General features: G+C 68.4%; 13 protein-coding genes and 1 pseudogene. 7 read left to right on the plus strand and 7 right to left on the minus strand.

Annotated elements, in window-relative coordinates; all coding sequences use genetic code 11:
* The first annotated feature begins 24 nt into the window (after positions 1 to 24).
* On the plus strand, positions 25 to 1,371 hold the full coding sequence (locus OQ789_RS14010) for a flavin monoamine oxidase family protein (protein WP_324686519.1): 1,347 nt from the start codon (positions 25 to 27) through the stop codon (positions 1,369 to 1,371).
* On the opposite strand, the gene OQ789_RS14015 is transcribed toward OQ789_RS14010, so the two are convergent.
* From OQ789_RS14015 to OQ789_RS14025, 3 genes are all read right to left on the minus strand, one after another.
* The gene (locus tag OQ789_RS14015; protein WP_324686520.1) at positions 1,366 to 2,331 is read right to left on the minus strand and encodes an alpha/beta hydrolase; all 966 of its coding nucleotides are present in this window, start codon (positions 2,329 to 2,331) and stop codon (positions 1,366 to 1,368) included. The genes OQ789_RS14010 and OQ789_RS14015 overlap by 6 nt on opposite strands.
* Before the next feature lie 174 nt (positions 2,332 to 2,505).
* Positions 2,506 to 3,582, minus strand: coding sequence for a helix-turn-helix transcriptional regulator (locus OQ789_RS14020; protein ID WP_324686521.1), 1,077 nt, complete (start codon positions 3,580 to 3,582; stop codon positions 2,506 to 2,508).
* Positions 3,583 to 3,610: 28 nt separating this feature from the next.
* Positions 3,611 to 4,783 carry a glycosyltransferase gene (locus OQ789_RS14025; protein ID WP_324686522.1) on the minus strand — a complete coding sequence of 391 codons (1,173 nt, stop codon included), beginning with the start codon at positions 4,781 to 4,783 and terminating at the stop codon, positions 3,611 to 3,613.
* A 191-nt stretch (positions 4,784 to 4,974) separates the two neighbouring features.
* Between OQ789_RS14025 and OQ789_RS14030 the strand changes: the two genes are divergently transcribed.
* Positions 4,975 to 5,865 carry a chemotaxis protein CheB gene (locus tag OQ789_RS14030; RefSeq protein ID WP_324686523.1) on the plus strand — a complete coding sequence of 297 codons (891 nt, stop codon included), beginning with the start codon at positions 4,975 to 4,977 and terminating at the stop codon, positions 5,863 to 5,865.
* Here OQ789_RS14030 and OQ789_RS14035 read toward each other — a convergent pair whose 3' ends face one another.
* From OQ789_RS14035 to OQ789_RS14045, 3 genes are read right to left on the minus strand one after another with little or no spacing between them, the layout of a single operon-like run.
* Positions 5,866 to 7,707 carry a CheR family methyltransferase gene (locus OQ789_RS14035; protein WP_324686524.1) on the minus strand — a complete coding sequence of 614 codons (1,842 nt, stop codon included), beginning with the start codon at positions 7,705 to 7,707 and terminating at the stop codon, positions 5,866 to 5,868.
* A gap of 53 nt (positions 7,708 to 7,760) precedes the next feature.
* The gene (locus tag OQ789_RS14040) at positions 7,761 to 8,516 is read right to left on the minus strand and encodes an STAS domain-containing protein (protein WP_324686525.1); all 756 of its coding nucleotides are present in this window, start codon (positions 8,514 to 8,516) and stop codon (positions 7,761 to 7,763) included.
* On the minus strand, positions 8,509 to 9,486 hold the full coding sequence (locus OQ789_RS14045) for a chemotaxis protein CheB (protein WP_324686526.1): 978 nt from the start codon (positions 9,484 to 9,486) through the stop codon (positions 8,509 to 8,511). Before OQ789_RS14045 ends, OQ789_RS14040 begins: the two co-directional genes overlap by 8 nt.
* A 322-nt stretch (positions 9,487 to 9,808) precedes the next feature.
* Here OQ789_RS14045 and OQ789_RS14050 point away from each other — a divergent pair, with 322 nt between their 5' ends.
* Positions 9,809 to 10,066: a DUF7218 family protein gene (locus OQ789_RS14050; protein ID WP_324686527.1), complete on the plus strand. Its 258-nt coding sequence runs from the start codon at positions 9,809 to 9,811 to the stop codon at positions 10,064 to 10,066.
* On the opposite strand, the pseudogene OQ789_RS14055 reads toward OQ789_RS14050, so the two are convergent.
* A pseudogene (locus OQ789_RS14055) lies at positions 10,060 to 10,643 on the minus strand (hypothetical protein). The gene OQ789_RS14050 and the pseudogene OQ789_RS14055 sit on opposite strands and share 7 nt — an antisense overlap.
* 168 nt (positions 10,644 to 10,811) lie before the next feature.
* Between OQ789_RS14055 and OQ789_RS14060 the strand changes: the two are divergent.
* From OQ789_RS14060 to OQ789_RS14075, 4 genes are read left to right on the plus strand one after another with little or no spacing between them, the layout of a single operon-like run.
* Positions 10,812 to 11,537 (plus strand): glycosyltransferase family 2 protein, encoded by a 726-nt coding sequence (locus OQ789_RS14060; protein ID WP_324686528.1) that lies wholly within the window; start codon positions 10,812 to 10,814, stop codon positions 11,535 to 11,537.
* Complete coding sequence (locus OQ789_RS14065) at positions 11,534 to 12,496, plus strand: acyl-CoA dehydrogenase family protein (protein ID WP_324686529.1); 963 nt, start codon at positions 11,534 to 11,536, stop codon at positions 12,494 to 12,496. Before OQ789_RS14060 ends, OQ789_RS14065 begins: the two co-directional genes overlap by 4 nt.
* A complete protein-coding gene (locus OQ789_RS14070) occupies positions 12,496 to 13,269 on the plus strand; it encodes a PIG-L family deacetylase (RefSeq protein ID WP_324686530.1) in 774 nt (257 codons plus the stop codon). The genes OQ789_RS14065 and OQ789_RS14070 overlap by 1 nt, the downstream gene beginning before the upstream one ends.
* Positions 13,266 to 13,892 carry an SAM-dependent methyltransferase gene (locus tag OQ789_RS14075; protein ID WP_324686531.1) on the plus strand — a complete coding sequence of 209 codons (627 nt, stop codon included), beginning with the start codon at positions 13,266 to 13,268 and terminating at the stop codon, positions 13,890 to 13,892. Before OQ789_RS14070 ends, OQ789_RS14075 begins: the two co-directional genes overlap by 4 nt.
* Positions 13,893 to 13,926: the final 34 nt, after the last annotated feature.

The following is a 13,926-nucleotide window of genomic DNA, read 5'->3' on the forward strand; positions in this document are numbered from 1 at the left end:
TAGAAATGCGGTTCACTGGACCGCGTGCCAAAACCCCCACGGAGTGTCGACGTCGTGGTGGTCGGTGCGGGATTCGCCGGACTCGCCGCGGCGCGTGAGCTCCATCAGCAGGGCCACGACGTGGCGGTTTTCGAGGGTCGCGACCGGGTCGGTGGACGGTCGCTGACCGGCAGCGTCGCCGGATTGCCTGCCGATCTGGGCGGCACATTCGTGGGGCCTACCCAAGACGCGGTATTGGCGATGGCCGCCGAACTCGACGTCCCGACCACCCCGACACACCACGACGGCAAGAACCTGATCCACTGGCGCGGGTGGACGCACGCGTATCACGGCACCATCCCCAAGCTTTCGCTGCTGGGGCTGCTCGACATCGGCCGGCTGCGCTGGCAGTTCGACCGGATCGCCCGCAGCATCCCGCTGGCCGCGCCGTGGGATGCCCGCCGGGCACGCGAACTCGACCGCCTCTCGCTGGGTGGCTGGTTGCGCTCGGTCCGCGCGACCACCTCCTCGCACGACCTGCTGGCGATCGTGGCCCGGGTGACCTGGGGATGCGAACCCGACGACGTGTCGATGCTGCATGCGGCCCGCTACGCGCACGCGGCCGGCGGCCTGGACCGGCTGCTCGACGTCGAGGACGGTGCCCAGCAGGACCGCTTCCCCGGCGGCACGCAACAGATCGCCGAGGCCGCGGCCGCCGAACTCGGCGCCAGCGTGGTGCTCAATGCCCCGGTGCGCCGAATCGAGCGCCACGGGGCAGGCGTCACCGTGACGACCGATCTCGGCGCGACCGAGGCCGGATTCGTCATCGTGGCCATCCCGCCGGCCCACCGCGCCTGGATCGAGTTCACTCCTCCGCTGCCCGCCGAATACGAGCAACTCGCCCGGCATTGGCCACAGGGTCGGCTCAGCAAGGCGTATGCGGCCTATTCCACGCCGTTCTGGCGGGCCAACGGATTTTCCGGGCAGGCGCTGTCCGACGAGGGGCCGGTCTTCATCACCTTCGATGTCAGTCCGCACCCGGACGGCCCGGGCATCCTGATGGGTTTCGTCGACGCCCGCGCATTCGACTCGCTGCCCAGCGATCAGCGCCGCCGCGACGCGTTGCGCTGCTTTGCAACCCTTTTCGGCGACGACGCGCTCAAACCCCTGGACTATGTGGACCACCGTTGGGGGGTAGAGCAATTCGCGCCCGGCGGCCCCACCGCCGCGGTACCGCCGGGGTCGTGGACGCGGTTCGGGCCGTGGCTGCGCGAACCGGTCGGGCCGATTCACTGGGCCGGCACCGAGACCGCCGACGAGTGGACCGGGTTCCTCGACGGAGCCATAAGATCCGGGCAGCGCGCCGCCGCCGAGATCACCGCCCTGCTATGAGCTGATGCGTCGGGTGGCGGCGTTGTGGACCGCCGTTTCGGCGAGGGCGCGCAACTGACGATTCACCTCGCGCGGGTGCTCCAGCATCGAGCAGTGCCCGCCGGGCAGTTCGACCAGACCGGCCAGGTTGGGTGCGGTGCGCGCGATCCGGCGGGACTGACTGATCGGGGTCAGCCGGTCGCGTTCGCTGCCGATGACCAGCGTCGGCACGGTCAGCCCGTCCAGGTTGAGATAGCGCGACCCCAACGCCGTGACCAGGGCCCTCGCACAGCCCGCTCGCCCCGCGGGCGATGTCGCTTCGAAGAGCTCGTAGACGAGCCTGGCGATGCCCGGATCGGCGTCGCGTCCGGTGGCCAGCATCGCCACCGCGTAGCGGCTCGGGATGCGGGCGGCACCCGGGATCGGGAACCCGGCGAACGCGTTGATCAGGGCACGCCCGGCGAGCACCCGGGCCGGCGACAATCCGTAGGGCACCGAAAGCAGCTGAACCTTTCGGATCAGATCACCGGTGGTGGTATTGATCAGCGCGACGGCGGACGCGCGCCGGGGAACCTTGTGGCGGTGGTGCTCGGACCACGCGGCGATGGTGATGCCACCCATCGAGTGACCTGCCAGCACGGCCCGTTCATGCGGCGCCAAGGTTGCATCGAGCACCGAATCCAGGTCGGAGGCAAGGCGTTTGACGCTGTAGTCGCTGACCCGCGGCACGCCGCTTCGCCCGTGGCCGCGATGATCGAAGGCGATCACCCGATAGTCGCGGGAGAGGTCGGCGATCTGATATGCCCACGCCCGGATCGCGCAGGTGATACCGTGCGCCAAGACGATCGGATAACCGTCGGCCGGGCCGAAAACCTGCGCGTGGAGCCGAGTACCGTCGGCGGCCCGGACCGTCACCGTCTCACTCGGTGGCAGCCGATCGGGGAACGGGTCGGCTACGCGGGCCGAACGTCGAGCATTCATCACCGCTCCCCCCTCGAACGCGGCCCCGTTGCCGCAGCTAAGGATGAGGCGATCTTATCCACAACTTCCGCTCGGTTTCGCCAAATTCGGCGAACAATTCTTAGGAGACGCTTAGATCCATGGGCCGCCCCGGCCGCTGTGCGATCCGCTGTGCACACCCGCTCCGAGCGACGATCAAGGTGACGACAGCTGTTGGCGCAGCGTGGTATGCGGGCTCTGGCCATAGGACTGGCGGTAGAGCACGGCAAAGCGGCCGGTGTGTGCGAACCGCCACCGCTGGGCGATTTCGGTGACGGTGCAGGTGCCGGTGGTTGCGGCGATCAGGTCTTGGTGGGCGCGGCTGAGCCGGACACGGCGCATGTACTCCGTCGGCGTCGTGTCCAGCTGTCGGCGGAACAGGTACTGGACCGCACGGGGCGTCAGATGCACAGCGTTGGCAACCTCGTTGACACCGATGTCCTCGGCGGCGTTGCGGTGGATGAAAGACACCGCTTCCCTGAGGGTTTCGGGAAGTGCGAGATCGCCTTGCGGATCCTGCTCGGTGAGGTTGGAGGGGTAGCACTCCAGCAGCGCGCCTGCGAGCAGGTTGGCCATGCCCACAGTGATCAGCGGCTGTCGGGCGGTGTCGGTCGACGCCAGGGTGGCAACCACATAATCCAGCGACCGGCGCCACGCCCGCACGGCCGCGCCGGAACGTGGCCGCCAATTCACGAACCGGGCCTGTTGCGCCAACGGCGCTTTCCAGTCCGCGGCGACTTTGTGGAGCACGTGTGCCTCGATGGTGATCACATCGAAACGCGCGCCATTGCAGTGCAATACACACGGCATCCGGTGAGCGACGAGGATCGGGAAGTCCGCGGTCAGCACGGGACCACCCGCTACACCCAACGACCCGGCTCGCGGCTGGATCACCACGACGGTGTCGCCCGCCGGAATCTCCATCGTCACACGCCCCTGGATCGTAACCTCGTCGACCGTCATCGAGCCCGCGTCACTGCGCCGGTGTGACACCGCGATGTTGTTGCCGCTCCCGCAGATTCGCCAGCCGGGCTGATAGGCGCCGGCGAAGAACCGCCGCGCCACGGTGACATCGGTGGTGCGAAACTGCTTGTATTCCACGGTCACCGGCTCGCACCCGTGCTCATATTCGCGTTCGGGCACCGGATGCGCGATCCGCGCGACCACGGGCGGTTGCTCGCCGGACTCGAGCTTGGCCGACATACTGTCAGTCTCGCGCATTACCGCAGTCATCCGCGACCCCGACACATCCCGGGCGCACTCACCGTGCCACTGCCGGTTTCTCGGGCTCCCGCGCGTGCGCCACGACGCTCTGGTAGATGTTGAGCGCGTCGAGGGCGATGCGCTGCCATGCAAAGCGCGATTGTGCACGACTGCGGCCGCAGGCTCCCAGGCTTTCGCATTGAAAATCCTGCGCCAGAAGGTTCCGCAAGGCCGACGCCAACCCGGCGGGGCTTTCCGGCGGCACGACGACACCGGTGACGTCGTCGAGCACGACGTCGGGCAGGACACCCACCGCAGCCGCAACCACCGCCACGCCGCTGGCCATCGCCTGCAGCACGGTGCCGGGGCGTGGGGGCTGGCGAGGAGTGCACACCAGCGCGTCGGCCGACCGGATCAACTCGGGCAGTTCGCCTTCGGCGACGGTGCCGGCAAACCGGACACGGTCGGCCACACCGAGCTCCGATGCGATGTGTTGCAGCCTCGACCGCGCTTCGTCGAACACGCTGTTTGCGACCTCGGTTTCCGCGATCACCAGCCCGGCCCCATGGACCTTGGGCAAGGCGCGAATCGCAATATCGATGCCGTTGTGCCACAAGGGGTTTGGCGCAACACATACGATGCGGCGCGGGCGGTCCGGCGCGGCGGGCCGGGTGGCGGGTACCAACCGCTCGGCGTCTACGCCGCCTGTCAGGGCGGACACCTGCGCCCGGCTGCGGCGTAGTCGGGCCAACATGTCGACGTCGGCGTTGCTCTCCCCCGTCACCCAGTTCGCGCTGCGCGCCAACAGCGGCTCGATGCGCTCGCGTTCACCGTGTTGTTCCGGGCCCGGCTGCGCACGCGACGTCAGCACCAGTCCCAGAAACGTCTGCACGGTCGGGATATGCCTGCGCCGGGCGGCCAGCTGCGCGGCCAGGCCACCCAGCCAACCGTAGGCGTGGACGGCGTCCGGCGGCTGCGTCGTCCAGCTCCGCTCGAGTCTGGCGGCCCAGTCCCCCACATAAGGCAGCACGTCGAGGGGCGATGCCGGCCGACGCGGGCCGACGCCCAGGGACCGACAGCGGTAGTGACCGTCGGCGCCCACCTGCACCGACCGGCGAGCGGCTCGCCGCAAGTACACGGTCACGTCGTGCCCCAGATCAGCCAGAGCGACACCCAACTGCTCGGGGTCCTCGCCCGCGACGTCATCGCCGCTGACGATCGCGATCTTCAAGCGCACTGTCCTTCGCGCCTCCACATAATCCGCCGATACGCGGTGAAATACCCCCACCGCCGGGGCCGAAACAGGCGGGATCGCTTCGTTGCGCGGCCGACGCACACTCGACGAACAGGCAAAACGCTCCCGTTTGCATGCCTTACCGTAGGACTATGGCGCCAGGTCCTTCAAGGTGCAAACTTTAAGATATGGCCATTGACACGCACGGCCCCGGCGTTACGCTGGTGGCCCTGCTCGCATCGGCGGGAGGCCTGGAAGCTCTCTCGACAGTGCTGGGGGACCTGCCCCCGGACCTACCCGCTGCCGTCATCGTGCAACAACACCTTGGCGGGCACACCAGTGTGCTGCCCACCATCCTGAGCCGGCTCACGGGCCGTTCGATCGGGTGGGCCACCGAGGGACGCACCCTCAGGGCGGGAGACGTGGCGGTGTGTCCCCCCGGGATGTTGCTGGAACTCACCCCGAACGGACGCTGCCGGTTGCATAACGCGCGAAATCACGGGTCGCAGGGCGCCGACGCGGTGTTGGCGTCGATTGCCGGCTCGTACGGGCCGCGCTGCGTTGCCGTGGTGCTGTCGGGTTCTGGGCACGACGGCGCGGCGGGCACGGTCGCGATGAAGCGGGCGGGCGCCACCGTCATCGCCCAGAGCCCAAAGACCGCCCAATATCCATCGATGCCCATCGCGGCCGCCCGGGCCGGCGCCGACCTGGTGGTGGACGTCGGCGACATCGCGGGCGTCCTGGCCGGCATCGTCATGGGGACGGCGCTTCCCCCGCGGCGCGAACCACCAACGGCGGTGGACCAACCCGACGCCGCCCTCGCCTCGTACGACATTCTCGATCGGCTGCCCGCGAAGTTCAGCGCCAACAGCGCGGCGGCGCGGGGCGAGCTCGCGCGGCTGCGCGCGGCCGAGCTCGAACGCCGCCGCAAGGAGCTGACGCTCGGATTAGGTGCCACCCATGAGACGGTGGCCGTCGCGCGGCGCAGGGCCGAGGAATCGCGTTGCCGCGCACAACTGGCGCATCAGGCCGCCGAGGAAGCGTCCACCCGCAATGTCACACCGCGACAACGCGGATGACTAACCTACGACCTCCATCAGCAGCAGCGCCCCGCCGACCGTGCCCTCGCCGGAACGGAACGAGGTGCAGGTGATGCGCACGGTGGCCGGGCGGCCACGCCGGTTGACCGCCTCCACCGTGACCTGACCGGAGCTCTCCGGGTCGACGAAAGCGTTGCCGATCAACGGCCGCACCGCGTCGAGCGACAGGCCGATGTCCAGGTTGGTCAGCGCGGCACCCGTCGCTTCGTCGGCACGCAGCCCCCAGAGCTCTTCGCAGCCACGGTTCCACAGAATGACCTTCATCTCGCGGTCGACCACCACCATGCCCATCCGAACCGAGTCGATCAGCGAATCCTGGAAGAGCTTCGCCTCATCCAGCTCCAGGCTGCGTTCACGCAGCATGTCATTGATGGTGTGCAGTTCGTCGTTGGTGGACTGCAGCTCCTCGTTCATGGTTTCGAGTTCTTCGTTGGTGGACTGCAGCTCCTCGTTCGTGGTCTCGAGCTCCTCAACGGTGGATTGCAGTTCCTCGTTGGTGGTTTCGAGTTCTTCGTTGGTCGACTGCAGCTCTTCGTAAGCCGCCTCAAGCTGACGATTGGTTTGGACGACCTTGTCCAGGAGCGCGCGCGTCGCGGTGACGTCGAAGAACACGATCGACACACCGAGCAAGCCGTTCTCCGCATCGACCAGAGGATTCACGTGGATCTCGAACCACACCGTCTCGGAGCCCTGCCGCTGCCACTTGACGTCCTGGATCCGCGCCGAACGCCGCTCCACCTTGGCCTGCTCCAGGTACGCACGCAGCTCCACCGGGCGGTAGGACACCTCAAGGTCACGCAGCAGCCGGCCGATGTCACGGGCCGAGAGCCCGAAGATGGTCTCCGCCTGCTGGTTGATCATCGCGACGGTGTCCTCGCCGGTGACCACGATCTGGGCCACCGGGCTGGCCCGGAAGGCCAAGTCGCGCACCGTCGTCAGCCCCGTGAGGTCGACGTTGCGTTCGTAGAACGCGGCATTCGGGTCATAGCGATCAACTCCGCCGAGGGTTCCGACCGCCTTGCGGAAGATGCGATGTTTGAGGTTCAGCGGGGCGAACCGATCGCCGTGACTGAGCAGCATCTCAGCGTGCCCGAGGAACAGCGTGCCCTGTGGGGCGAGTGCAAAATGCAAGCGGCCCAACACGTTCCGCTGGGTCTCGGCGTTGAGATACATCAGGGTGTTGCGACACACCAGCAGGTCGACGCGCGATATCGGCGCGTCCTTGACCAGGTCGTTGCGGCCGAAGATGACCGCGCGGCGCAGGTCCTTGTGAAAAACGTAGCGGCCGTTGACCTGTTCGAAATAGCGAGTCAGCAGATCCGGGGGCACGGACTCGACCGCCTTGGCATCGTAGGAGGCGCTGCGCGCCTCGGTGAGCGCATCCTCGTCGACGTCGGTGGCATAGATCTTGACCCGCTGCCGGAACCCCTCCGGCCCCAGCGCCTCGGCCAGCAGCATCGCCAGGGTGTAGGCCTCCTGCCCGGAGGCGCAGCCGGCGCTCCACACCCGAATCGGATCGTTGGGACCGCGCTCGGCCAGCAGCCGCGGAATCACCTCGGTGCTGACGAATTGCCAGGCGTCCGGATCGCGGAAGAACGAGGTGACATTGATCAGGATGGTGTTGAAGAGCGCGGTGAACTCGTCGGAGCTGGCCTGCAGGAAATCGGTGTATTCGTCGTACGCCGTGTAGCCGGCCTGATCCATCCGGTGCCGGACGCGGCGCATCAGCGAGGTGCGTTTGTAACCGGTGAAATCGAAGCCGCGGGAGTCGCGCATGTAACGCAACAGGGCCTCGAAAGCCTCGTCAGTCGTGGATTCCATGCAAGTCCCGTCCGAACAGAGTTCACCGAAGGACATGAACACTACTCGCGGCGTCAGAGCCTGTTGTCTCGCCCGACCAACGCCCAGACGGTTTTGCCCGTCGGCGTCGGCAGGGCGCCCCATGTCTGGCAGAGCGCCGACACGATGGCCAGCCCCGAGACGATGTCGGCGCCTCGGTCGGCATCCTCGAGCCGGCCGGGCAGATGGAAACTCCGGTCCTCCACCGCGACCGTGACGCGGTCTCGGTAGCTCTCCACGATCAGCAACGGCGCGCTTTCGGTGTGGTCGAGGACGTTCTCGACGAAGACGGTCGCCACCGTCGCCGCGACCGCGATCACCTCGGGAACGTCCCACCGGGTGAGCCAGTCGGCGATCAGAGACCGCACGGTGTCGAGGCTGCTGATGTTGCGCGCCAGGTCGGTGCGTGCCCGCCGCCGCACCTGCAACGACCCGTCCCGCGCGGCGTCCAGCGCACGCTCCCGGGTGGAATGCACTGGGACATAACGGGTGACGCCGCCCTTGGTGATTTCCCGGCGCTTTCTCGAGTCGGCACACACCAACAGGACCGGCACGTCGGGCCAGACGCTGACGTGCCAGCGGGCACTGGTGAACACCGTCCACGCCGAGGCCGACGCGCGCAAACGGCCGACGTCGACGACGACGGCGCGCGGCTCGTCGATCGCGGCCTTGATCACCGCATCGCGGACGGTTCGATAGGTGGAGCTGTCGAGCTCACCCTCGATGTAGAGGATCGTCACATCCTGGTCGGGCTCTCCGTCGATCCGGATCGCCGCGGACTGCTCAGTCACCGGCGTCGATCCGATCAGGGGCGGCCGCGGCCAACCGGTCGCTGAGCACCGCCAGCGCCCGCTCGGCTTCTTCGGCCAGCGCCGCATAGCGCCGGGCGACCATGCCCGGTCCGAATCTGTCGGCCGACGCGCGGGCGAGCCGGGCTTTCTCCTGAAGGCTGCGCACCGCGACCCACAGCGCGCCCTCGACCTCGTCGTCGTGGGCCGCGAGCAGGGCGTCGGCTGTCCACGCGTGGCCCACCTGACAACGAAAATTGCCCTCGCTGATGGAAACCAGCGAGCCGTTGCAGTCTGGGCAGGTATAAGCCGACGGCGCGCCCAGGTCTTGAGTGTTGAAATTGGTCGAGAACCGCGACATCATCGCGATGCGATTCTCCAGCTCCATCGCGGGGTCGCGTTCCATGTTCGGATCCTCTATCTCTCGCTGCGACAGCTCTTTGAGGACCGCGCCGATGCCGGGCGCCGGCGTTTGTCGATCCACCACCCCCGCTTCCAGGGCATTGGTCGGCATCGCGGGAAACAGCGCGTCCTCGGGTGACTGGGCGATGGTGACACCGCCCCGCGAGCGGATGGCGGCCATGCCCAGCACGCCATCGTCGAGCACGCCCGAGAGCAGCACGCCGATGGCACGGCACCCGAACGTCAGAGCCACTGACCGGAACAACGCGTTGATCGCGGGCCGGTGCCCGTTCTCGGTGGGCCCCTGCGACAGCATCACGCGATGGTCCGCGACCAGCAGATGGCGGTCGGGGACGCCGACGTAGATGTGTCCCGGCTCGAGTGGCAGGCCGCTTCGGGCGGCCACCGCCGGCAGCGGGCCGCTGCGATCGACGATGCGGGCCAGGATGCTGGGCGCGCCTGCCGGCATGTGCAGCACCATCAAATAGGCGAACGGCACGTCGGACGACAGTCCACCGGCGAGATTCGACAGCGCTTCGACGCCTCCGGCGGACGCGCCGATCGCCACCACACCCTGAAGGTCCTGAAGGTCCTGAGAGCCCTCAGAGCTCTGAGAGTTCTGAGGGGCTTGGGGGCCTTGAACGCCGCCGACTCCGGTCGTCTGCACCACCACTTCCGACTACCCCTATTGATGGTAGGCAATCGGGCGGCCCCTGGATAGCCGCGCATTCCTGGTGTTTGCGGCGGCCGGCCGGTGGTATCCGTTTCTACTCGGTAGGGAAGGGTCCGCCCGGCTTCCCGCCCAGCACGTGGATTTTGGTACGGCCCGGGCGGGCATCCGGAAGATCAGCCGTCCCGTGGCAAACAGGACGTGGGAAACAGGAGGAGTCAGCATGCCGCGTTCGTCGATCAAGAACGAAAAGCTCTACCAAGATCTGCGCAAGAAGGGCGACTCCAAGGAGAAGGCGGCGCGCATCTCGAATGCGGCTGCCGGCGAGGGTAAGTCCAAGGTCGCCCGGCGGGGCGGCAAATCCGGGTCGTACCAGGACTGGACGGTCGCGGAGCTCAAGAAGCGCGCCAAAGAGCTTGGGATGTCCGGGTATTCGGGCCTGACGAAAGACAAGCTCGTCGCCAAACTGCGAAATCACTGACGGGTGAGGCCGAGTCGATCGGCCAGCACCAGAAACGCGACCGCGAAGTCGTTGTCGGCGGTCGATTTTGCGATACCCTCCCAATCCAGGCGTTCGCGCACCGCCCGCACGGCCGGCAACAGTCTCGCGAAGTCGCAGTGGTGCTCGTGCAGCGCACGTAGCTGCTGGACCAGCACCATGGTGGGCGGCAACACCGGCATCCTGATGGCCAGCACGTCGCACGACTCCGCGCGGTCCAGCGTGTCGACGTCGACGGGCGCGCCGTTCAGCCGGTGCAGGACGTCGACGAGCGTGTCGGCGGTGCGGGCCTTGAACAGCCAATCCTCCGGGGGCGCTCGATGCTGAACCCGGCATGGGCCAGCGTGGCCGCGGCGGTTTCCACGTCCGCCTCCGCGACCACCAGGTCCACGTCGTGGCTGGGTTCCGGTGCGCCGTAAACCCATAGCGCGTAGCTGCCGGCCAATGCGAAACGTGGCCCGCGCTCCTTGAGCGCGGACACCGCGGCGCGCAGCGCCTCCCGTAGCCGCGGGGAGCCCACGGCTGCGTCTACGTCCGCGTCGGCGAGCGCCTCGTGGATTGCGTCGGGGATACCGTCGGGGATCGCGTCGGGGATTGCGTCGGGGATTGCGTCGGGGATTGCGTCGGGGAGTGTCATGTGCATAGGGCATACCCGGGTGCCCGCGGGGACAACCTGGCACGGCGCCACGACCGTTTAACTTGTGGCTAATTGGGAAATCGTGGGGTTATGTCAGCCGCTGTGCCACGCGCATACGACACTGCCGCCGTCGTGATCCCCGCACACAACGAACGGGCGAAGCTGCCGACCTGCCTGCGCGCGGTGCTGACCGCAGCGCTGTGCGCACCGATCCCGGTCGCGATCGTGGTGGTGCTCGACGGCTGCGACGACGGCAGCGATGAGCTGGCCGGCGCATACGGTCCCGATGTGCACTTCGTCAGCGTGGACGCGCACAACGTCGGCACCGCCCGCGCCGTCGGCTTCGGTTACGCGCGATCGCTGTGGGACGAGGGCGCCAGAAGCTGGTACGCCACCACCGACGCCGACAGCCGGGTGGACCCCGGCTGGCTGGTGCGCCAGCTCAGCGTCGGTGCGGATATGGTGCTGGGCGTCGTGCACGTCACCGACTGGCGCCAGCACAACGCCGATGTCGTCGACCGCTATCTGCGTTGCTACCAAGCGGATACCGCGGCCGGGGGCGACGAGCACGAACACATCCACGGCGCCAACATGGGCTTCAGCGCCCGGGCGTATTGGCGTGCCGGCGGCTTCCGCGCACTGCCCACGGGCGAGGATGTCGACTTGGTCGAGCGGTTCGAATCCGCCGGCTACCGCATACATCGAGACACCGAACTGTCGGTGATCACATCGGCGCGAACCAAGGGCCGGGCCCCCAACGGATTCGCCCATCACCTCAGGCAATTGGGGAGATCGGCGGCGGGTGATTACGCGTGACGGCGGGCCTGGTCAAACATTGGCAGGAGTCGGGGCGACTCGAGCTACCGCTGCCCGCCTCCGGGCGCACGGCTGAGCGCTGGCACGGGCTGGCACAGCTGGCCGAAGACAACATCGTGGCCGCCAGGATCGCCGAGGCGCATGTCGATGCCGTCGCGATACTGCACGAATTGGGCGGCAAGCCACCCGAACCCGGCCAGCTGTGGGGGGTGTGGGCAGCCGAAGCCCCGAACGCGGTGCTCACCGCCACCGCGACGCACGGCGCCTACGCTCTGAGCGGCACCAAGGTGTGGTGCTCGGGCGCGGGGTTCTGCACGCACGCGCTGGTGACCGCGCGGCTCGACGATCAGACGCGCGGCCTGTTCGCGATCGCCGCCACCGACCCGACCGTCAAGGCGCTGCCCAGCACCTGGTGGAACGCCGGGATGGCCGGCAGTGACACGAGGCCCGTCCAGTTCACCAACGCCCAGGCCGTCGCCGTGGGCGACCCCGGAGACTATCTGACCAGGCCGGGGTTCTGGCACGGCGCCATCGGTGTGGCCGCCTGCTGGCTCGGCGGTGCCCGCAGGGTCGCCGATCCGCTATATCGTTGTGCCGCAAGCGAATCAGCCGATGCCTATTCGCTGGCACATCTGGGCGCGGTGGATGCCGCGCTGGCCGCCGGCGACGCGATCCTGCACGCGGCCGCCAGCCGGGTCGACAGCGACCCATTCGACAAGTCCGGCAAGGCGCAACTGCTGGCCCGGCGCGTCCGAACCGTGGTGGAACACGCCGTCGACGAGGCCATCACCCGCACCGGGCGCGCGCTGGGCCCCGGCCCGCTGTGCCAGGACGGCCGGCACGCCCAGCGGGTCGCCGATCTGAGCATCTACATCCGGCAAAGCCACGCCGAGCGGGATCTGGCCGCACTCGGGCGCCTGGCGGGCCGGCAGGCGTTGTCAGGCGGTGCGCAGACCTGATGGACACTCTGCCGGCAGGCAACTGCGCCCGGTTCGCGGCCAAGCCGCTGACCCATGGCGGCACGCCAGCTCCGTTGTGGCTGGCCACTTTTGCGGAGAAGCCGCTGCCGGCCCTGGATCTGGCGCGGTGCCCGCGGCTGGTCGTGGTGGCGCCTCACCCCGATGACGAAACCCTGGGCCTGGGGGCGACGATCGCGCAACTGACCGCGAGGGGCATTGCCGTTCAGGTCGTCTCGGTCAGCGACGGCGACGCCGCACATCCCGGCGCGTCGACGTCGGACCGGCTTCGTCTGGGAACCATCAGAAGATACGAATTGCGCAGGGCCACAAACGCTTTGGGCGCACATTCCCCGATATCCCTGGGCCTGCCGGACGGCGAGCTGGCGCAGCACGAAGACAGGCTCACCGACATGCTCACCGAGGTCCTCGCGGGGGCGGGCCCCGCGACCTGGTGCGCGGCGACGTGGCGGGGCGACGGCCACCCCGACCACGAAACCGTCGGGCGGGCGGCCGCGGCCGCGTCTGCGCGCACCGGCGCCGCGCTGCTGGAGTATCCGGTCTGGATGTGGCACTGGGCGGTTCCGGCCGATACGGCGGTCCCGTGGGAGCAGGCGTATTCCGTGCCCGCGCCCGGCTGGTCGTCGGAGCGCAAGCGCCGCGCCGCCGACGTCTATCGAAGTCAGTTCTCGCCCAACGGAACCCAATCGGCGCCCGTGGTGCCGGGCTACGTGCTTCGGCGGCTCCTCGCGGTGGGCGAGGTCGTCTTTCGGTGACCGCTCGGCTGCCGGACGGCTACTTCGACGACATGTATGTCGGCTCGCGAGATCCCTGGCAGCTCTCGACGCGGTGGTACGAACACCGCAAGTACGCGATCACGCTGGGGCTGCTGCCCCAACGCCGTTACCGGCACGGATTCGAGCCGGGTTGCTCGATCGGTACACTCACCACGCAACTGGCACAGCGCTGTGATCACCTCACGGCGGTGGATGTCGCCGAGGCGGCGTTGCGCGGCGCGGATACCCAGCTGCGCGAGGCCGGCTGCCGCGAGCGGGTCACGCTGATCCGCTCGTCGCTGGACGCGGCGTGGCCGTCCGGGCCCTTCGACCTGCTGGTGCTGAGCGAGGTCGCCTACTACCTGCAGGCCGAGACCCTGGCCGAGGTATTGCTCCGGGAGTGCCCACGACTGGCACCCGGCGCCAATGTCGTTGCCGCACACTGGCGCCACCCCGTGGCCGATTACCCGCTCACCGGCGACGCGGCCCACGACGTCATCGCGGACACTCCGGGACTGAGCCCGATGGGCCGCTACCGCGACAGCGATGTCGTCATCGACGTGTTCGACACCGGCGACGGCAGGTCCGTGGCCGCTCGCGAAGGAGTGCCCGGCGCGCGCTGATCCGCGTGGCGACTGCGGGTGAGGGAAAGTGGGT

The sequence above is a fragment of the Mycobacterium sp. 94-17 genome (assembly GCF_035617725.1).
In the GTDB taxonomy this organism is placed as follows: Bacteria; Actinomycetota; Actinomycetes; order Mycobacteriales; family Mycobacteriaceae; genus Mycobacterium.

Excerpts from the sequence above, each read along its gene's own strand:
- OQ789_RS14015 (WP_324686520.1), bottom strand. The coding sequence starts at position 2,331 with ATGAATGCTCGACGTTCGGCCCGCGTAGCCGACCCGTTCCCCGATCGG.
- OQ789_RS14020 (WP_324686521.1), bottom strand. The coding sequence starts at position 3,582 with ATGACTGCGGTAATGCGCGAGACTGACAGTATGTCGGCCAAGCTCGAG.
- OQ789_RS14030 (WP_324686523.1), top strand. The coding sequence starts at position 4,975 with ATGGCCATTGACACGCACGGCCCCGGCGTTACGCTGGTGGCCCTGCTC.
- OQ789_RS14035 (WP_324686524.1), bottom strand. The coding sequence starts at position 7,707 with ATGGAATCCACGACTGACGAGGCTTTCGAGGCCCTGTTGCGTTACATG.
- OQ789_RS14050 (WP_324686527.1), top strand. The coding sequence starts at position 9,809 with ATGCCGCGTTCGTCGATCAAGAACGAAAAGCTCTACCAAGATCTGCGC.
- OQ789_RS14060 (WP_324686528.1), top strand. The coding sequence starts at position 10,812 with ATGTCAGCCGCTGTGCCACGCGCATACGACACTGCCGCCGTCGTGATC.
- OQ789_RS14070 (WP_324686530.1), top strand. The coding sequence starts at position 12,496 with ATGGACACTCTGCCGGCAGGCAACTGCGCCCGGTTCGCGGCCAAGCCG.